Genomic DNA, 18,100 nt, shown 5'->3' with positions numbered 1-18,100 from the left:
AGTACATCACCACCAGGAGACGCTCTTGGATAGCTCTCTTTCACCCTTCAAGAGTTTAGAGGATATGTAGCTCACGATCTGGTCCACAGTTTCATCGATATGCTCGTTGTTGATCACTGGGATATCGTGCTCCTCGGCGTCCTCCACGAGGAAGTCGTGAATTCTACGGATCTCCTCGAAGTACTTCAAGTACCGCTCAGCGGGCCGTGAGAGTTTTGTATCCCTAGACCTGGCGTAGAAGCGCCACTTATGCGCCTCTTCATCCTCTACGGAGAGCATGAACACGAACACGTTTGGGTAGTTAAGAATCTCCCTCTTAATCAATCGCGGAACGATATGAACGCCCTCTACGATCACATGGATACCTTCATTGATCGATCGATTCACAACTCCCTCAATACCAACCACCACTGGTTCAGAGTGGTCAAGAAACCCAGTAATCACAGGATCTTCGGCGGGTTCATAGCGCAATCGCTTCCAAGCTGTGTAAGAAGACTCATAGAGAGTCGGATACAACTCCTCTGCTAAAACTCTACGCATTACTTCTCTAATAGCGTCAGTGCCGATAACGTTCGTAATACCGAGCCTGTGTCCTACCTCAGAAGCTATCGTAGATGTACCGACACCAGAAGCTCCTCCAATTAAGACTATTATCGGTTCCTCACGCTTTTTAATCTTCCTCCATAACTCATAGCGTTCCGCTAACGTCTCATCGATTTCTTCAAGTTTAGTCCGAATTATATCGGCTAATTCATCAGTACTAATTTTATCTATGCCTTCCTCTTGCAACTCTTCCTTGATCTTGAGTGCTATCTCGTACGCTTTGTGAGGCTCGACGCCGATCGCTGTTAGGGACCTGGCGAGAACACCTCGAGAAAACGGCATTTCGTAGTGCCTAGACTTGACCCTAATGCGGCGGTGCTTTCCCTGTCTAGTGGTCTCTCTTTTCGTCTTCTCATTTCGCTCCTTCCGGCTACTTTTTTCCGACAACGACTATCCCCCTTTGGGGTGTCGAAGGTGTCCGAACGAGGCACTAAGAAGTATGATATGATAATACCACTAGGCGTCCCAGCAGATGTGATCGCTGAAGTGGAGCGAAGGTGCGACGTGAAAGTCGTGCAACGGGAGATTGAACGTGGAGGAACTAAGACAACGGTCCTAGCTTTCAGGGGGACGAAAGATGCGCTGGAAGAGGCTAAAAAGGTGATGGAAGAACTTACCGAACGCAGGATAGAAGAGTGGACTAAGCCTCGTCGTCGCGGATCCTCTTGAGCTCCTTCACGAGCTCCGGTAGGAACACTCCGACGTCGGACACTATTCCCAGAGCCTGGGCGGTTCCTCGATCCATCAACTTTGTAACTACCGCGGGGTTGATATCTACGCAGATGGTTTTGACCCAGGAAGGCAAGAGGTTGCCGGTAGCGATCGAGTGAAGCATCGTCGCCATCATCAGCACTAGGGTGGCCCCCTTAAGGTGACGTCGCATCTCCGCTTGAGCTTCCATGACGTCGGTAATTACGTCTGGGATAGGACCATCATCGCGTATCGAGCCTGCCAGCACGTACGGAACATCGTTGACGATGCACTCGTACATTATCCCGTCTTTTAGGATTCCTTTCTCAACGGCTTCGCGTAATCCACCTACTCGTCGGATCTCGTTGATGGCGTAAAGGTGGTGACTATGTCCACCCTTTACTGGCTCGCCCGTCTCCAAATCCACGCCGAGTGATGTCCCGAATAAACTAGCTTCAACGTCGTGCGTAGCCACAGCATTACCAGCGAAGAGTACGTCCACGTACCCTTCTTTGATCATCCACGCTAAGTCATCACGGGCTCCAGCGTGAATTACAGCAGGGCCAACGACTACCACGACTTTCCCGTTCTTTCTGTGCCATTCTAGTTCTTCAGCTATCCTTCGGATCAGCGTTAGTGTGGGCTTCTCAGGTGAGACTTCGCTCTCCATGAAGCCGAAGATTCCAGTCCTACCTCGAGGTCTCTCGGGGGGCTTCACGCGCACTCCTCTATCTCCTACCACCACCAACTCTCCCTCGCGAACCTCCCGGATAGGTTTAGCCACTGCTCTGCGCTCCTCCGGGTAAATCACGATCGCACAGTCCATCTCTATATCCTCGACCTCGATCCACTCGCCGTCAAAAAATACGAACGTTCGGTGGTTCGTAGTCGTGTAAAAGCCCCTGGGACAGACACCGTCCGCCGGAGCCGGTTCCAGTCGGACTTCCTGCGTATGAACTGGAATCGCCCCATACTTACGCAGTTCGGAAATTATCTCCCTAAGATGCTCAGGATCCTTCCCCTTGACGAGAATCTTCGCGAAACTGGGGTCCGTTTTGCGCTTCCCAACCTTGAACTCCAATATTTCGAAATCTCCACCCATCTCCATGATAGTGTCCAGTACCCGTGAGAAAATGAGTGAGTCGATGATGTGACCTCGGAGTTCCACCATCTCCTCCCTGTCGGTCAAGTGGGGCCCCGCCCTTAGCGATCCTCCTCTTGGGTCGGAAGGAAAGAGGGTTCTCATTCTCGGGTTCCGAGCGACCACGAATTGATCGGTGATCCGGAATCGCCACGAACCTACCTGCTATTTGCCCATGCATTCGGCTCGACTGACTGCACAGTGAGAGGCATGATTCCGAAGAGGGAGACTATGAACCGCCCCAGAAAAATTTCATCCCTCAAGGCGGGAGGTGGTCAGGTCCTGTACTCCGCGTTGATCCGCACGTACTCGTACGTTAGGTCACACCCCCACGCGCGGGCGGACGCGTCACCTACTCCTAAGTCCACCACAATCTCAACTTCGCTTGCGGAGAGAACGCGCTTAGCCTTCTTTTCGTCAAAATCCACAGGACCTCCTTCGTAGGCCACTATCTCGCCCTCTGAGCTGCGGAAAGCTATCTGTAACTCGTCAGGATCGACGTCGACGCGTGCGGCCCCGATAGCGGCTCCGATCCGTCCCCAGTTCGGATCCTCGCCGAACAGCGCCGCCTTCACCAGGTTTGAGGATGCTATCGCGCGGGCCGCACGCCGAGCCTCTGCTTCATTACTCGCACCATGTACGCGTACTATCATTAGCTTCGTCGCTCCTTCACCGTCTCGCACAATCTTCTCAGCGAGCTCCGTACAGACCTCTTCCAGGGCGCGTTGGAACTCCATGATAGTAATATCTCTGCCGACTTTGAGGTTCGAGCTGTCGTTCGCTAGCAGCACTACGGAATCATTAGTGCTCTCATCTCCATCTACCGTTATCATGTTGAATGTGTCGTTCACGACCTCACGAAGCCACATCTGAAGCTCTTTTGGTTTCACTCCCACATCGGTGAGCAAGAATGCGAGCATAGTGGACATGTTCGGATGTATCATACCAGCACCCTTCGCGATTCCGAGAAGTGACCAGCCATCGCCCTCGTACAAAGTTATTTTCTCCTCAGTATCTGTGGTCAAGATGGCCCGACTAAACTCCAGAACGTGTCGTTCGGTGGATCCTATATCCTCCCAAACTTCGCGCGCGTACTCCACAATCTTATCGACAGGAGGGCGCTCACCGATCACGCCAGTAGAACACACTACTATTTCGTCCTCCGGAGCCCCAGTTAGCTCGGCGATCGCCTCCGCAGTGCGCAGCACGTCTTGATATCCATCCTCACCCGTCATCGCGTTGGCGTGACCACTGTTCACTATCACTCCGCGGGCGATACCTCGCTCGCACACCTCCTCGGAGTACTCCACCGGAGCTGCGCGGAGGATGTTCTCAGTGAAGGTGCCCGCTACGGCACATCGACGCTCCGAGAAGATCAACCCAACTCCTATACCTTCGCGTTTGATACCACCAAGAAGGAATCCTTCAGGTGCACGCAACGCGGTTCCCTGGAGAGACCCCCTGACCCGAGTTTAAAAACTATGACCGAGAGGATCCGGAATCGAACCAGCGCTCACGCGCCTTCTCACGGTATTCCTCAAGGTTTATACCCTCGAACAGTTCGGGGAACTTCTCCCTGAGGTACGCGAATCCGAACTTCACCAACTTGCCGACGGTGGCCGAAATGCTGTCTCCTTCGAGGGCGTCTTTAGTCGCTAGGACCCGGGCCAAGGCATCCTCGGAGAGTGTAAGCGTTACTCTGGCTTTCCTCGACATATCAGTTCACCCTTAGAACAATTCTCTAAGCGACTCCGGATCGGGCCCACGGCGCTCGCGTCGAACCACATGTTCCTCTGGCTCTCTACTCTTCACCAGCCCCCTAACCTCATCCGCCGATGTCTTGACGACGTCCCCGGTCACCCTCTCTCCGGAGATCGAAGGTGACAACGCGTAGTTACCGGCCAAGTTCGGGAGCTCCTCCACGGGCACGCCCAGGAAGTCTCGGAGGTCGAGGAGTGTCCTCTCGAGTACCCTGTTAACCCTTTCATACCCACCTAACGCGTTGTCCACCCAGAGGACGGGAAGCTTGATGGACACTCCCAGGACGCTCTTCACCTGCTCGGCGGCGTTGCGACGCACCTGAGGGTCCTCCGATTCTCCCGGAACCGTGGTCAGTACGATGAAGGGTACTGGAGGTTCCTTCAAGATCTGCTGCGCTAAAGCGTATCCGACGGCTCCACCGAGACCGAAAGCTAGAACCGTGGGTTCCTCAGCACCCACCTTTTCCAGCGTTTCGCGGATAGTCTCCGCTTGCTCTTGCAGCTCCTCGGAAGCCTTACACCAGTCCCGACTGAACCCGATACCGCTGGCCACCTCGATTTTCTCGCCTTCCGATACACGCAGTAGGTCTCCTCTAGATCCCGCGCAGAGGATCACCTCAAGACCTGCGTTTGAGGCGTGAGTGGAGAACCGGCAGCCGAATCCGCCGAGCCCGATGTAATACAACCGGCACCCCCCTAATAAGTGCCGTCAGCGGGTAGGGTGCTCCTCATCTCTTGCTCAGGTGTGAGATCCCTAGGCCTACCCTCCACGAGCTCGCGCGTGAAATCTACAACGTCTACGGCCTTATCCGCGATGCGCTCGATGTCCTTCGTGATCCGGGAAAGACCGAACAGCCGGTCGGCCTTTTTAGGAAACTCTTTCGTTTCCTCAACGGCCTTCTCACACGCCTTGATTATATTTTTGTGGACACGATCTTCGGCGCAGTATACCTTTTCAGCTTCATCGCGCAGGTCCTCCTCCTTCACCCGACCGAGGAAAACGCTGTACGCGGTTTCCACCATCCTACGAGCTTCCAGGGCGGCCTCGCGCACATCCCTCCAGCACTGCAGGTCGGACAGTGTCCCGAGTGTTTCAGCCACCTCCGCGATGTTGCATGCGTAGTCCCCTATCCGCTCGATACAGTGCGAGATCTCCAGCAGTAGGGTCGCCACCTTACCAGCTTCCTCACAAGGATGGAGAACTGGAAGCGTCCGGACGTAGAGACGTATTTCTTCGTCCAATCGGTTCACTTCCTCGTCCATCTCGATAACCTTAGGAGCCTGTTCTGGGTTCTCCTCGACCGCGATGAAAGCCGTCTCGATCTGCTCGAGGGTCAGGTCAGTCATGCGTTTGAAGTAGGGTCGGACGCCCTCTAAGTGCATCTCTACATCTTCGTATAGGAAGTTTCCGAGCTCCTCGAATAATTTGGGGAAATGGCGTCTGAGCTTCGACATGTCGACTGTGTACGTCCTTCGAACAGCGCCCTCTTCGATGAGCGGTCTTAGGAGTTCCGTAACATATCGCCGGGAGACACCAACTTTCTCTGCGATCTCTTTCTGCGTCGAGGGACGGTCCCGCAGTATGGTATGCAAGATGGCCGCGAGGGTAGCTTTCCTCCCTCTCGGGTACAAGATGATATCACCTCCGCGGGAGATCGGGCGATCAAGATCTGAAAACTTTTAAAAGTATCTCCCTGAGTCGCCGGCTCTCCAACCTCACGGGAACAAGTAACGTGAACTCCCATGCTACTCCACCCTTCGATTTCACCTCGAAGACCAGCGGCCATACGTCGTCAGCACCCTCCGAGTTGGCTACCCACGGATTCAGGATGTGACCCGAAGGGTACTCCTCTCGCCGCACCGAGATCTCGGGTTGTTCCTCGCCGAGGATCTTCGAGACCTTAATGAACAACTCCTTCGTCTTCTCGATAGGATCCTGGCGGTTCAGGTATATTACCGTGTAAAACGCACGCATCGAAACTTCGACCGACTCGCCGTCCTCCGCATAGAACTCTAAAATCACGTCGCCGTCATCTTCTCGAACCCTTATGTCCAACTCCGATCCTCCCCGGGGGAGCATAGGTGCAGGTAGTCCGTCGTATCGAGATCGACCGGACCAGATGTGATGGAGCCTCCTGCGCGCTCTGCGTTGAGGTTTGTGAGAGAGGAGTGTTGAAAATCAAGGATGAAGAGGTGGTCATCGCAGACCTGGAGGCATGTGACGCTTGCGATAAGTGCGTGCGTGTCTGCCCCAATGACGCTATAGACCTTTACAGGTATCGAGAGCGTCAGTTCTTGAGTGCAATGGTACGTGCTATGAATAGTGACGACAATGGACTCGAGGTCGCCAGGAGAGTGGTAATGCGTGGTAGGGACGTGTTCGGCGATACCTGGTTCTACCTCCGTCGAGAGCTAGAGAGGACATGCCGGATCAAGAGGGAAGCCGAGCTCGAAGGTAAGCGAGCAAAGCTGTACGAGTGTACGTGTAAGGTGTGTGGGAAGAAGTTCAAGAGCAACAAGAAACTCGATGTGTGCTCGGAATGTGCCAACAGATAATGAAGTCTGGGTCGTGGGTTCTAGAGTGCCAAAAACGATAAAAACTTCGAATTAAGCAGTAACGTGTAGGAGGTGTAGCCATGCGCAGGCTGGGGCGCGCCCTCCACGTTACGCCCAGGGGAAATCTCATCGCGAGGGCTGATCACGTACCGCCTTTAGGGGCACCCGTTGTAACTCGCCGTCGTGAGCGCGTAGGTGTTATTGTAGACGTTTTTGGACCTGCGGATAAGCCCTACGTGGCCGTCCGAGATAAGTCTCGACACCACCTCGAGAGGTTCGTCGGGAAAGAGCTTTTCATACCACCTAAACGGCGGCGGAGGCCTCCCCGTAGGCGGCGGGGTCGACCCCGCCGCCGCAGATGATGGGGTGTATCGAGAATGGCTGCTTCTGGAAAGAATCCCTGGAAGCTCACGGAAGAGTGTCCGGTGTGTGGTTCCGCAGAAATTGTTTTCGATGAAGAGCGGGGTGAGTACGTCTGCGCGGACTGCGGACTGGTCACTGAAGATCAGGTGATAGATCCCGGCCCTGAGTGGCGGTATTTTAACCAGGACCAGAGGCAACGGAGGTCTCGAACTGGAGAGCCCGTTAAGCTGAGGTTACCGGATAAGGGAATATCTACGATTATAGACCGGGAGTTGCGCGATTCCGGTGGGAAAAAGAACCACCGGATGCGGCGCATCCGTACCTGGGATGCACGTATCAAAGTATCTGGAAGTAGGGAAAGGAACTTTTTCCAGGCGTTTCTGGAGCTGGAGAATCTCGCGTCCAAGCTCCAGCTACCCGAGTCGGTCAGGGAACTCGCCGCCTCGATATACAGGAAAGCATACAAAGAAGGGATCGTGCGTGGCCGCGGCATAGAGAGCGTTTTGGGAGCTGCGGTGTTCGCCGCGTGCAAAGAAGCTCGCGTGCCCCGGACTGCCCGCGAGATCGCGGAGGCGCTTGGAGTCTCGGATGAAAACGAGGTACTCCGGGCTTATCGAGTACTGCAACGTCGGCTGAACCTGAAGCAGAAGCCGGCTGAACCCTCCGATCACCTGCCCAGGTTCGCCTCAAAGTTAGGGGTCTCCGAGAACGTCCAAGCTAAGGCTCAAGAGATTATCGAGAAGGCCAAAGAGAAAGGCATCACCGTGGGTAAGGGACCGGCTGGTGTAGCCGCGGCTGCACTATACATAGCGTCTATCCTTGAGGGAGAGAGACGTACTCAGAAGGAGATCGCGGAGGTTGCTCGAGTTACTGAAGTTACTATCCGAAACCGATACAAGGAGATCTGTGAAGCCCTCGGGATCGAGCTTCATCCATGATGTAGCAGCTCATGCGCCGCCTTATCCATGATCTTTTCTTCCAGCTTAGGGATGGGGTAAGCCCTTGCATCCAACACGTACCGTATTCTTCCCTTAACTACTCGCTTGTCAAGCCTCCCCAGGTCCAACACGACTAGGACTTCCGCCACTAGTTTCGGATCTTTACTGGTGAGGAAATCCCTGAAGGAAAGCCCACGTGAGCGTAGGAATCTCCCTACTTCGCTGTTCTTCATCATGTGACAGAAATCTAGGACCGCTCGCCACGGTGCCTTCCTATACTCTTCTAAGATAGCGGTAGAAACGCGTTCGGGTCCTACCTCCTTAGCGTACCGACGTAGCCCGTGAATAACTCCGAACTCTCTGGCCCATTTCAGATGTTTCCAGGCCCAAGCCTGGCCGGCTATGCCTGTGATGAGTCCCGGAACACCACCCTCAACGAACTCGTCGGGCATGAACACACGTCCAGCTCCCTCCTGCAGTACAACCGCCCACAGGTTCCTCTTAACCGTTTCGAGAGCATCCATGCGCTCCGCGCGCACGAATATCAGTGGAGGTATATCGAGAACAGGATACACGGACCAACCCTCATCGGACACCGTAAGCGTGTGCTTGAACAGCAGGGTCCGTCTGGGTTCCACGTCCACCACCGCGAGCGCCGGATCTTTCAGTACGATCCGATACCCGTACAGCTCCGTAGGGTACCCGGGACCGCGCGGCTTACCATAGAACACGAAATACGGAACCGTCAGCGTTGCGATGACCACGACGATGAGAGCCTTACCGAGCACGTACTGACGAATCCACACGGACTTCCTTCCGCCCTCGATATTCTTCCACTCTTCCTACCACTTCCAGCGATTCTCCGGGGCTCGGGGCCAAAGTACTTGCGGCCTCCCTACTGAGGAACACAGTCACCGTCCCGTCCCCCGCGTCTAGAATGACAACTTCCGCGCCGCCGCTCACTGCCTTCACCTGCATCACCTCGCCTTTGACCCTTACTAATGTTCCGTCATCGGTCGACTGCAACTCTCTAGCCCCGATCACCTGATGAGAAGTACCGGAAGACATCCAAAGTAGCACGGCACCTAGGGCGATGCAGACTATGGAGATCGTCTTCTCCATGAGGACCCTAAATCGAGCCGTACACTCGCGTTATTTACTGCCGTCGACCGACGTTTGCAATGGGGTGGACTCGGTGCGGACGGCGGATGTCAAGCGTACGACGAAGGAAACGGAAGTTGAGGTGAGCGTGAACTTAGACGGATCCGGTCACGCCAAGGTCGACACCGGTCTTCCGTTTTTCGACCACCTCCTGCACCAGTTCGCCTTTCACGGACGCATAGATGTTGAGATTAAAGCTCGAGGCGATCTAGAGGTCGACGATCATCATACCGTCGAGGACGTCGGTATATGTTTGGGTAAAGCTTTGAACAAAGCACTCGGAGATTGCGAGGGTATCCGACGAATCGCATGGGCGCTGGTGCCCATGGATGAAGCGCTGGTGGAATGTGCCGTAGATATCTCCGGGAGGCCCTACTTCGTCCTGAGGGGGTATCAACCTCGACGCGATAAAATCGGTTGTCCCCCATTGTCCACGGAGAACGTCTCACACTTCTGGAAGAGCTTCTGCGATCACGCCGGTGTAACCATGCACGTGGCGGTGCGGTGGTGGGACAACGACCATCACGCCATCGAAGCCATGTTTAAGGCTGTAGGCCGCGCGCTCGGCGCAGCGAAGGAAGTAGTCGATGATGGGGTGCCATCAACTAAAGGAACACTACGACGCGGGTGAGCGGATGAAAGTTTTCAGCCTCGTAGAACCGTCTCCGGCCAAGAACCTCCTCCCGGTGTGGGAGCGACTCCTAGAGGAAGGGTGGGAAGTAACAGTCTACGGGCACGGACGTGGTGTCGAGGTACTAAAATGGGAAGGTATCGAGACGGAGCGGCTGGGAAAGCCCCGAAGGAGGCAAGGATTATTGGGGTATGTAGGATTCTCCGTTGACTTAATACGGACCGTACGGGCTCTGGCGTCGGAGCGTGCTTCAGTGGTACTCTCATCCGGTAACACCGGGGACGCTAGGAAGTCTCTGATAGCGTCTCGGATACTTGGAATCCCTTCAGTACACTTGGAGATGGACGTGTACAACCCAGTGGAGGCCGTCCGATGGGCGACACACGTACTGGTGCCCTTCTCGGAAAGGTGGGCGGAAGTACTAGAACGACGGGCAGGAGTTGAAACTGAGGTGGTTTCCGGGGCACCGTTAGCTCAGTACCTGGCGGATCGTCACCTATCCGGTCGTATTCCGGGACCCGTACCGGAAGAATACGAAGGTCGCGTACTGGTATGCTTGGGTGGCGACATCACGGAGGAAGGAGCTCGACGACTGCTCCTCGATCTCGAGGATCACGACCCCGTGGTGGTGCCGTTCAGGGTAAGTCCTCCAGAGGGCTTCGAGTGCGTTCGGGAATTCGTAGATTTACCCGGAGTAATGATGCTAGCCGATACGGTAGTGTTCACCGGAGGGTTCGGGGTCACGATAGAAGCCTGTGTGGTGGCGAAGAAGGCCGTGAAGGTGTCGGAAGTACATCCCACGCACTTGAGTCACTGGATCGCCGAAGAGTCCGGCGTACCGGTAATGTACTTAAGCGAAAGCTCCGGTACAGAAGACGCCGTCCAAATGGCCAGCAAGCCGCGCGGAGAGTGGCTCATAAAAAGGGGGCGAAGCGCCGTCGCGGAGATCGTCGAAGAGATCTTCAAAGTCGAGTAATCCCTACTTCGCTGCATCGATCGTGTTACTCTTGATCTCTGCCACCCTTATTCTGACCGATACGCCTCTCGATGGAATCTTCAGGGAGTTCTTCTACCCACTTCTAACGGGATCCACCGAGGCTAAACCTGCTATACTACTAGCCCATCTCGGGCTGATGTGCCTATTGCTTTGGTCATCCCCCTCGATGCCGAGTCGATGGACAGAGACCCTCGCTTCGAGGAGACTGATACTATGTATTACGCTTCTGATCATTACGAGTCCCTACCTAGCCCAGATGATACTACAATACAACACCCCGTACGGCCTGAAAGCTGGTACTTTGGTCGTCGTATCCGGAGGATCGTCGGTCGGTGAGACCTCCTCGCTGACTCACACCCACTCCCTCAAGGCGTGTGTAGGGAAGATCATGAACTACATCATAGGTCCGATTCCGACTAAGTACCACTATGGGTCTGTTCTGTCTAAGTTCATGCCCACATGGGCCGCCACAATCTTCACCGCCGTCGTAATCGCATCATACGTGGTTTTAGCCATCCTATCACCACTGGCTGTGTTCCTCAAGCGCGGGAGTGCGGTCGAATCGCTACTACTCTCGTGGGCAGGATTTCTCGTAGTGCTCGGGGCAGTAGATGGAGGGTTCATGTGTAAACCGATGGTTATCGGACTAGGAATGCTCATCGTGTGGACGTTAGGACCGCTTCCCATACGACGATACGTGGTCATCGCCGTCCTCATCGGCCTGACACCGATGCTCCTTCAGGCGACGATTCGTGTAGTTTGGTACCTGACATCCCCGTTAGCACCACACTCCGTAGTGTGGGCGGTGGCCCTCTTCCTGATGACCGCGATCGCAAGGAGGCAGGGGTGGTAGTGTTGAGGACTAAAATCGTAGCCGTCCTGCTCATTTCGGCGGCCTCTATCGGTGCGTTGATGGGAGTGATAGCTTACCAGTGGTCGATCTCTTCAAAGGGAGCCAGAGTCGGGTGTTATCACGTGGCGATTACAAACGTCAAGGGGTCGGTGAAGCCCGAGGAAGTTAAACGGGCACTGCTTAAGTGTCCTTATGTGATCAGGGTGGGAGGAGTTAGAACAGCGCCTTCATCGTGCGACGCGTATATCATAGTGAAGGCGCCCATTCCGGTGTCGAAGTACGATTTAACGCAAGAACTGAGTCAGGCGTTAAGGAAAGAGGGCCTCGGAAAAGCACCGGCAGTATTCTTGAACTCCGTGAACGCTTATGTGGTTGAAGTTGCCGTGGAGAATCCGAAGATCCCGGCGAGTGTAGCTGCACGCAAAGTGGCGAGTGCTCCGACGATTCTCGCAGTATTCAAAGTGGAACGCCGAGGTTCGGTGTACGTATTCGAAGTCGCCTCGTTAGAGGAGGAGTACCCGGTGGCTTACTCGATTACTGGCGCACTGAAGATAGCCGGTCTAAAGCCTGTGGGGATCGCCAACGTGACGCCGGTAAAGTGGGGATACGTTCTATGACCGGGGAACGTTAATAGGCGGTAGGGAAAGACGGAATAACGGGCAAACCAACGGTGAGAATCCGTGGGCCGATTTTATTATCGGCCGCATGTTTGGCACTGGCCTCCGTAGTCCTGATCTCCGACTCCGAGGTCAAGTGGAGGGTGCACGATGCGCTCTACCCAGTAATATTAGGGTCAACTGAAGCCAAGGACGTCATGTTTCTCCTACACCTCGGCCTGCTTTTCCTCGTACTCCCGTACCGCTCACGGATACCCCTCCCGAAGATCGATACTTGGGTGACGTACGCGCTGATAGTGGCCATCCTAGCGGTGCCTCCGGTGCTCCAGATACTGATGACGTATGAAGCCGGGTTCAGCCCGGGCTTAGGCACCTGTATAGTCACGCTAACGGAGCGCCCAGAGACGTCCTCCCTTTACCACTGTCACGCCGTGAAGGCGTGTCTCGGAACGCTGATTTCGGCAATATTTGGAGAACCTAAAATCGAATTCCACTGCGGCATACCCCTGTCGTTCGTGCTACCACCGTGGGCACCACTTCCAGTATTCGCCTTGCTGGCGATAGCTTACGTAGTACTAGCATGGACGGTGCCTTTGCGATCTGACCGGACCGAAAAAGCCGTCATCTTGTCGATCGCGGGGTTCCTGCTCTGCCTCGGGTGCTTGGACGGCGGACCGTTGGCAAACCCGTCTGTCGTGGGTCTGTCGATATTCTTAGCTTCGAGGATCAGAACCGTCGCCCCACCGATAACCTCGCTCGGGGTGTTAGGAGGTCTGGACGCGTTCCGCCAAGTCCTGTTCTACCTACCGACGTATCATACGTTGACGTACCTCTGGACGGTTTTCCTATCCTCTCTGCTCCCATCCACAACCGACAGGATCACTCGAAGAGGCATACTGGCGGTATCGTTATGCCTACTCGGCATGCTCGTGCCCCATCTCCCAGTAGCGGAACTGCTACGCTCCACGCTAGGGATGGCATCGAATCACGATTACTATCGAGTCGACGTGTCGGACGGGAACCCAGCGGAAGTACTCGCCGAACTGTCGAGAATTCCGGGAGTGGAAGCGGTTTCTATCCGCGTTACCGGCGGCCGCGTAACGGCCTGTGTGAAAACGAAGTGTGGCATCAAACTACGGGTTCCCAAAGCGAAGGTCCGTAAAATTCGCGGGTACATCTTGGAGCTGCGAGTCCTGTACGGTTCCCCACGCGACTTAACCGAATCCCTGAAGTCTACAAGCGGCGTAGTTGGAGTCCTCGGCGTCAAAAAGATGGGGAGCGTCTACCGGGTCGAACTGGGAGCCGAGGTCGATCGTGAGGTGAATCTCGTACCTTCTATGGTGAAGCAGTTGAGGCGCCACGGGGTGGTCGTGTCTCGGATAGTGACGTTCACGGACGTAGCCCGGTGCATTTGGGGGTAGCCAGTATGGAGAAGGTACTCGTAACTACGGCCCTGGCGTACACTAACGGCCCACTCCACATCGGCCACGTTAGGAGTACGTACCTTCCCGCAGATGTGTACACGAGGTTCCTCAAAATGCGTGGCGTCGACGCCATACACATCGGTGGGACTGACAATCACGGAGTCCCTATAGCGCTACAGGCCGAGCTCGAGGGGAAGGATCCCGAGGAAATCGTGGAAAAATATCATGAGATGATCGAAGAGGATCTAGAGCGATTGAACATTCATTTCGACGAGTTCTCATGCACCTGTCGCGAATTCAATCCCGACCACGTAGATATGACACAATGGTTTTTCAAGAGATTATACGAGGAGGGGTACATAGAGGAAAGAGAGGTCGAACAGCTCTACTGTCCTGAGTGCGAAAGACCTCTACCGGACAGATACGTCGAAGGAGTATGTCCCTACTGCGGTGCTGAAGGTGCCCGAGGCGACCATTGCGAGGCTTGCGGTCGCTACCTGGAGCCCGTACAGCTCAAAGAGCCGAAGTGTGTCATTTGTGGATCGAAGCCAGAGGTCCGGCGCACTATGCACCTATTCTTCAAGCTCAGTGAGTTCGAGGAAGATCTGAAAAAGTGGTTAAAGTCCAATGATAATCTACCTAAGAACGTACGTAATTACGCCATCCAATGGGTCCGTGAAGGACTTAAGGATTGGGATATAGTACGTGATCTAGATTGGGGAGTACCCGTTCCTCTGGAAAGATACAAAGATAAGGTGTTTTACGTTTGGTTCGATGCCCCTATAGGGTACGTGACGTTCACAAAACAATACTGTAATAGAACAGGCCAGAACTGGAAAGACTACTGGTTTAGTGAAGATACGAAAATAGTTCACTTCATCGGCAAGGACATAATAATCCATCACGCTCTGTTCTGGCCAGCCATGCTCATTGGCGTCGGAGCGACTCTTCCATACACTATCGTAGCTGGTGAGTATCTGACCCTAGAAGGAGAGAAGATGAGTACAAGTCGTGGTTGGGTAGTGTGGGTTAGAGACTTCACTAAGTTGTTCCCTGCGGATCTACTACGATACTACCTCATAGTGGTAAGCCCTCTCACTAGGGATGCAGATTTCTCATGGGAAGACTTCCGAGACCGTGTGAACAACGAGTTAGTGGCTAACTTAGGCAACTTCGTGTATCGCACGCTGTCGTTCATTTACAGATTCTTAGACGGGAACGTCCCCGAAGCCGAGACTGACCAGGAGATAGTCGACAGGATAAAAGAAACTCACCGGCGCGTGACGAAACATCTGGAGAAGTTCCGATTCAGGGAGGCGCTCACAGAAGTATTACGTCTATCTAAGTTTGGGAATGAATATTTCCAAGAACACGAACCGTGGAAACTTAAGGACGAAGATCCAGAGCGTTGTGCCGAGGTTCTACGTGGGTGCGCTAGGGTCGTGAAAGCACTAGCTATAATGTTAGCCCCGTTCCTCCCGGATAGTGCGGAGAAGATGTGGCAAAGCCTCGGTTATGAGGACTCCGTACATGATGTCGATTGGGAAGAAGCCTTGAAGGACGTAGAAGCTAGGGAGATCCCGAAGCCTGAACCCATCTTCCCGAAGGTAACGGAAGAAGACCTTCAGAAAGCTAAGGCGTTACTGCCGGAAGAATCAGGAGAGTCCGAAGGGCCGGACGATGAGTACGTATCGCTCGAGGAGTTCAATCGATTGGACCTGCGGGTAGGCGAGGTCAAAGAAGCGGAACGTATCGAGGGATCTGATCGACTCATCAAGCTCCGGATCGATGTCGGGGATCGTACCGTAACAGCAGTAGCCGGACTGTACCCTACGTATGAGCCGGAGGAACTCGTCGGACGTAAGGTGGTCGTGCTAACTAACATCCAGCCCAAAGAGATGTTTGGCGTACGGTCGGAAGCGATGATACTGGCCGTTGGGGACGAACCCGCATTGTTGACTATCGACGAAAGTAAGAGGGAAGTGGAGCCCGGAGAGCAGATCAGATGACTCATTCACCGAGCGTCCTACGGAGCCCCAGCTGCTTGAGCAGTCCAATCATAGGATCCGGAGTAGGATGAACCTCGATCAACCGCCAGTCAGGCTCCACACAGCACGGGTACGGGAGCATCGGTGCGATTCTGGGTGCTACAATGAACGCCTCGGTGGTAACTCCGCGCTTCCTGCACACCATCTTACCACCGATACCATGATGAAGCATCCAAAACGCGGGTCCACCCACCGGTGCAGGGAGCGAGCCTTCCCAGTCGATCCCCCTCAGTTCCAGTCGGCCGAAGTCTCGGAAGAGTCTGATCACACGAGGAGCTAGAGGATTCTCCCGTCGGACGTCCTTGCCTAGCGCGTTCAGTGCGGCAACCGTTCCCTCGTACCGAGCAACGGGAGTCAGGTATGGAGGTCCTGTCACGTCACCTGCAGCGTAGACCCCATCACGTGGCGTTCTCATACTATCATCCACCACGACGGACCCGTCCTTCCGTAAGGGAAGTCCGGAGTTGGCAGCAACATCAGAGTTGGGTTCGAGGCCGGTGGCGAGTAGGACTGCATCCGCCACGGTGGCTCCGCGCTCAAACCTACATTCCACACCACTGGAAGTCTCCCGAATCGCCCTAAGTTCTCCCGCGCAGACGGCATTGACACCTACGAGCTCCAGATCCTTGAGGATCTCTCGACGTACTTCCTCCGGAGCATTCGGTAGTATCCTAGACCTGTATGCCAGAACTACTTCGGACCCGAGAGCAGCGAAAGCGAAGGCGGATTCAAGGGCCGTCGCGCCTCCACCGACTACGCAGAGCTCCGAGGGCACTTCCATTTCCAAAATTTCCCGAAAAGTGAATACGGCGTCCGAATCCATCCCTTCTACTTCGGGAATCGCCGGTCGGGAACCAGTGGCTATCAGCACTCTATCGGCTTCGAGAACGTCACCGTCTTTGGTGTGGACGTTGAGCGATTCGTCCACCTTCACTGCTTCAGCCCGACGAATCTCAACACCGGTTCTCTTGGTCTCTTTGATCAGCCGTTGTCGTATGGCCTCTACGACTTTTCTTATGGACCGTGTTAGACGCCTGAAGTCGGTGTCCCCGACGTCCAACTCCACTCCCGGAATACCGAGCTTCGCCCACACGACGAGTCTAGCGGCTTCGATCAACGCGCCGAGTACGACACATGCCTCGTTCAGGCATTTACCACCGATTCCTTCCTCTCCGTTTCTGTCAAGCAGCAACACTTCGCGCCCAGCTTCGGCGAGGATCATAGCGTAGGTGCGGCCGGCAGGTCCCGCGCCGATCACTACGTCCACGTGGCTCCCCCGCTCGAATATCACGTGATCTGAAGAATAGTTCCGGAAGGGTAGACACCTTGTCTCAAGAGCTCTGTCTCCTCATTTCGGGCGTGGTGCTGGTAGTTCTAGATTGCGTACTTAACACCGGTATAGTGGCCGCGGTAGGGATAGTATGCGCGTGGGTCGGAGCGTACCTGATAGGGACGGAATATCTGGTTGCCGCACTTCCACCCGGCGTGTTCGTCCTCCTCATGCAGGTGGCGGCGGTTCTGAGGCGAACGGAAGAAAGCGACAACGTTCTTCTGAAGAGCGTCAGGGAGCTCAAAGGGGAGGAAGGCATCGTAATCCGAAAGGACCCACTATTGGTGAAAGTACGTGGAGAACCATGGAGAGCAGTCTCTAAGACCAAGTTACGGCAGGGGGAGCGAGTGGTCGTACTGGATGTAAAAGGCAATAAACTCGTGGTTAAGCCGAAGAAAATCGGGGAGCGTCGTATCGATAGTAGTTGGAGGAGTACTGGCCCTTCTCGTGCTGGCGGTTTCGGTTCGGATAGTGAATCAGTACGAGCGAGGCGTGCTCCTGCGACTCGAGCGGTACATCGGGATCAGGGGACCAGGTCTTAACTTCATCGTTCCGTTCATCGACAAGATGATCAAGGTCGATCTTCGGGTCGTTACACAGAACATACCGGCCCAGGAGGTTATTACCAAGGATATCGATCAAGGTCGACGCTGTCATATATTATCGGGTGGTGGATCCTGCCTCCGCCGTGATGAACGTCGAGGATTACGGAGAAGCAGTGTTCAACTTGGCGCAAACCACACTGAGATCTGTGCTCGGCGAAGTTGACTTGGACGATATTTTAGCGAAGCGGGAGGAGCTGAGCGAACGTATTCGGGAGATCGTAGACGAGAAGACGGAGGGATGGGGAATCCACGTCACCGGTGTCGAGATCCGCGACGTGATATTACCCGAGGAGATAAGACGGGCGATTACTGAGACTACTTCAGACACTCTCCGAAGTCCTCGGCGGAAGAGAACGTAACCATAGTAATTCCAGTACCGATCA

General features: G+C 54.7%; 23 protein-coding genes. 13 read left to right on the top strand and 10 right to left on the bottom strand.

From position 1 onward, the window contains the following. Positions 1–6: 6 nt before the first annotated feature. On the bottom strand, positions 7–990 hold the full coding sequence (locus BW919_RS05330) for a 2-phosphoglycerate kinase (RefSeq protein WP_088336003.1): 984 nt from the start codon (positions 988–990) through the stop codon (positions 7–9). A 27-nt stretch (positions 991–1,017) separates the two neighbouring features. Between BW919_RS05330 and BW919_RS05325 the strand changes: the two genes are divergently transcribed. After that, positions 1,018–1,272 carry a hypothetical protein gene (locus BW919_RS05325; protein WP_088336002.1) on the top strand — a complete coding sequence of 85 codons (255 nt, stop codon included), beginning with the start codon at positions 1,018–1,020 and terminating at the stop codon, positions 1,270–1,272. Here the strand turns inward: BW919_RS05325 and BW919_RS05320 are convergent. The 6 genes from BW919_RS05320 to BW919_RS05295 form a co-directional block, all read right to left on the bottom strand. Further along, entirely contained in the window at positions 1,244–2,482 is a 1,239-nt protein-coding gene (locus BW919_RS05320; protein ID WP_088336001.1) for a TIGR00300 family protein, read from the bottom strand. The two genes, BW919_RS05325 and BW919_RS05320, sit on opposite strands and share 29 nt — an antisense overlap. Positions 2,483–2,709: 227 nt before the next feature. Then, a complete protein-coding gene (gene argJ, locus BW919_RS05315) occupies positions 2,710–3,873 on the bottom strand; it encodes a bifunctional glutamate N-acetyltransferase/amino-acid acetyltransferase ArgJ (protein WP_088336000.1) in 1,164 nt (387 codons plus the stop codon). A 40-nt stretch (positions 3,874–3,913) separates the two neighbouring features. Continuing rightward, a complete protein-coding gene (locus BW919_RS05310; RefSeq protein WP_088335999.1) occupies positions 3,914–4,150 on the bottom strand; it encodes a hypothetical protein in 237 nt (78 codons plus the stop codon). A gap of 12 nt (positions 4,151–4,162) precedes the next feature. Continuing rightward, positions 4,163–4,879 (bottom strand): hypothetical protein, encoded by a 717-nt coding sequence (locus BW919_RS05305; protein WP_088335998.1) that lies wholly within the window; start codon positions 4,877–4,879, stop codon positions 4,163–4,165. A gap of 11 nt (positions 4,880–4,890) precedes the next feature. Beyond that, the gene (locus BW919_RS05300; RefSeq protein ID WP_088335997.1) at positions 4,891–5,826 is read right to left on the bottom strand and encodes a PhoU domain-containing protein; all 936 of its coding nucleotides are present in this window, start codon (positions 5,824–5,826) and stop codon (positions 4,891–4,893) included. A 31-nt stretch (positions 5,827–5,857) separates the two neighbouring features. Beyond that, positions 5,858–6,250 carry a hypothetical protein gene (locus BW919_RS05295; protein ID WP_088335996.1) on the bottom strand — a complete coding sequence of 131 codons (393 nt, stop codon included), beginning with the start codon at positions 6,248–6,250 and terminating at the stop codon, positions 5,858–5,860. Positions 6,251–6,276: 26 nt separating this feature from the next. Between BW919_RS05295 and BW919_RS05290 the strand changes: the two genes are divergently transcribed. The 3 genes from BW919_RS05290 to BW919_RS05285 all read left to right on the top strand — a co-directional run bounded on the left by BW919_RS05290 (position 6,277) and on the right by BW919_RS05285 (position 8,051). After that, positions 6,277–6,750, top strand: a complete 474-nt coding sequence (locus BW919_RS05290) for a 4Fe-4S dicluster domain-containing protein (RefSeq protein WP_088335995.1) — start codon at positions 6,277–6,279, stop codon at positions 6,748–6,750. Between the two features lie 80 nt (positions 6,751–6,830). Further along, a complete protein-coding gene (locus BW919_RS08195; protein WP_148688981.1) occupies positions 6,831–7,112 on the top strand; it encodes an H/ACA ribonucleoprotein complex subunit GAR1 in 282 nt (93 codons plus the stop codon). A 15-nt stretch (positions 7,113–7,127) separates the two neighbouring features. Further along, the gene (locus tag BW919_RS05285; RefSeq protein WP_088335994.1) at positions 7,128–8,051 is read left to right on the top strand and encodes a transcription initiation factor IIB family protein; all 924 of its coding nucleotides are present in this window, start codon (positions 7,128–7,130) and stop codon (positions 8,049–8,051) included. On the opposite strand, the gene BW919_RS05280 is transcribed toward BW919_RS05285, so the two are convergent. Both BW919_RS05280 and BW919_RS05275 read right to left on the bottom strand, forming a co-directional pair. Then, positions 8,042–8,857, bottom strand: coding sequence for a hypothetical protein (locus BW919_RS05280; RefSeq protein ID WP_157666081.1), 816 nt, complete (start codon positions 8,855–8,857; stop codon positions 8,042–8,044). The two genes, BW919_RS05285 and BW919_RS05280, sit on opposite strands and share 10 nt — an antisense overlap. Continuing rightward, positions 8,829–9,173, bottom strand: coding sequence for an OB-fold nucleic acid binding domain-containing protein (locus BW919_RS05275; RefSeq protein ID WP_088335992.1), 345 nt, complete (start codon positions 9,171–9,173; stop codon positions 8,829–8,831). Before BW919_RS05275 ends, BW919_RS05280 begins: the two co-directional genes overlap by 29 nt. Positions 9,174–9,237: 64 nt before the next feature. On the opposite strand from BW919_RS05275, the gene hisB reads away from it, so the two are divergent. The 6 genes from hisB to metG all read left to right on the top strand — a co-directional run bounded on the left by hisB (position 9,238) and on the right by metG (position 15,743). Beyond that, on the top strand, positions 9,238–9,843 hold the full coding sequence (gene hisB, locus BW919_RS05270) for an imidazoleglycerol-phosphate dehydratase HisB (protein ID WP_198324574.1): 606 nt from the start codon (positions 9,238–9,240) through the stop codon (positions 9,841–9,843). 4 nt (positions 9,844–9,847) lie between these two features. Then, positions 9,848–10,819, top strand: a complete 972-nt coding sequence (locus tag BW919_RS05265; protein WP_088335990.1) for a hypothetical protein — start codon at positions 9,848–9,850, stop codon at positions 10,817–10,819. Between the two features lie 277 nt (positions 10,820–11,096). Beyond that, on the top strand, positions 11,097–11,693 hold the full coding sequence (locus BW919_RS05260) for a hypothetical protein (RefSeq protein ID WP_157666080.1): 597 nt from the start codon (positions 11,097–11,099) through the stop codon (positions 11,691–11,693). Positions 11,694–11,695: 2 nt separating this feature from the next. Beyond that, positions 11,696–12,310, top strand: a complete 615-nt coding sequence (locus BW919_RS05255; protein WP_088335988.1) for a hypothetical protein — start codon at positions 11,696–11,698, stop codon at positions 12,308–12,310. Positions 12,311–12,363: 53 nt separating this feature from the next. Then, positions 12,364–13,731: a hypothetical protein gene (locus tag BW919_RS05250; protein ID WP_157666079.1), complete on the top strand. Its 1,368-nt coding sequence runs from the start codon at positions 12,364–12,366 to the stop codon at positions 13,729–13,731. A 5-nt stretch (positions 13,732–13,736) separates the two neighbouring features. Continuing rightward, positions 13,737–15,743 carry a methionine--tRNA ligase gene (gene metG / locus BW919_RS05245; RefSeq protein ID WP_088335986.1) on the top strand — a complete coding sequence of 669 codons (2,007 nt, stop codon included), beginning with the start codon at positions 13,737–13,739 and terminating at the stop codon, positions 15,741–15,743. A gap of 1 nt (position 15,744) precedes the next feature. Here the strand turns inward: metG and BW919_RS05240 are convergent, their stop codons facing one another. Then, a complete protein-coding gene (locus tag BW919_RS05240) occupies positions 15,745–17,049 on the bottom strand; it encodes an NAD(P)/FAD-dependent oxidoreductase (RefSeq protein ID WP_088335985.1) in 1,305 nt (434 codons plus the stop codon). Positions 17,050–17,108: 59 nt separating this feature from the next. Between BW919_RS05240 and BW919_RS05235 the strand changes: the two genes are divergently transcribed. From BW919_RS05235 to BW919_RS08185, 3 genes are read left to right on the top strand one after another with little or no spacing between them, the layout of a single operon-like run. Then, the gene (locus BW919_RS05235) at positions 17,109–17,654 is read left to right on the top strand and encodes an NfeD family protein (protein WP_088335984.1); all 546 of its coding nucleotides are present in this window, start codon (positions 17,109–17,111) and stop codon (positions 17,652–17,654) included. Beyond that, positions 17,560–17,880: an SPFH domain-containing protein gene (locus BW919_RS08190; RefSeq protein ID WP_088335983.1), complete on the top strand. Its 321-nt coding sequence runs from the start codon at positions 17,560–17,562 to the stop codon at positions 17,878–17,880. The genes BW919_RS05235 and BW919_RS08190 overlap by 95 nt, the downstream gene beginning before the upstream one ends. After that, positions 17,783–18,076 (top strand): SPFH domain-containing protein, encoded by a 294-nt coding sequence (locus BW919_RS08185; RefSeq protein ID WP_157666078.1) that lies wholly within the window; start codon positions 17,783–17,785, stop codon positions 18,074–18,076. Before BW919_RS08190 ends, BW919_RS08185 begins: the two co-directional genes overlap by 98 nt. The last annotated feature ends 24 nt before the right edge of the window (positions 18,077–18,100 follow it).

The organism is Methanopyrus sp. KOL6, assembly GCF_002201915.1.
Lineage (GTDB): Archaea > JAADCQ01 > Methanopyri > Methanopyrales > Methanopyraceae > Methanopyrus.
This window is presented reverse-complemented; position numbering and strand designations above follow the sequence as displayed.

Excerpts from the sequence above, each read along its gene's own strand:
- BW919_RS05285 (WP_088335994.1), top strand. The coding sequence starts at position 7,128 with ATGGCTGCTTCTGGAAAGAATCCCTGGAAGCTCACGGAAGAGTGTCCG.
- BW919_RS05275 (WP_088335992.1), bottom strand. The coding sequence starts at position 9,173 with ATGGAGAAGACGATCTCCATAGTCTGCATCGCCCTAGGTGCCGTGCTA.
- BW919_RS05260 (WP_157666080.1), top strand. The coding sequence starts at position 11,097 with ATGATACTACAATACAACACCCCGTACGGCCTGAAAGCTGGTACTTTG.
- BW919_RS05265 (WP_088335990.1), top strand. The coding sequence starts at position 9,848 with ATGAAAGTTTTCAGCCTCGTAGAACCGTCTCCGGCCAAGAACCTCCTC.
- BW919_RS05310 (WP_088335999.1), bottom strand. The coding sequence starts at position 4,150 with ATGTCGAGGAAAGCCAGAGTAACGCTTACACTCTCCGAGGATGCCTTG.
- BW919_RS08195 (WP_148688981.1), top strand. The coding sequence starts at position 6,831 with ATGCGCAGGCTGGGGCGCGCCCTCCACGTTACGCCCAGGGGAAATCTC.
- metG (WP_088335986.1), top strand. The coding sequence starts at position 13,737 with ATGGAGAAGGTACTCGTAACTACGGCCCTGGCGTACACTAACGGCCCA.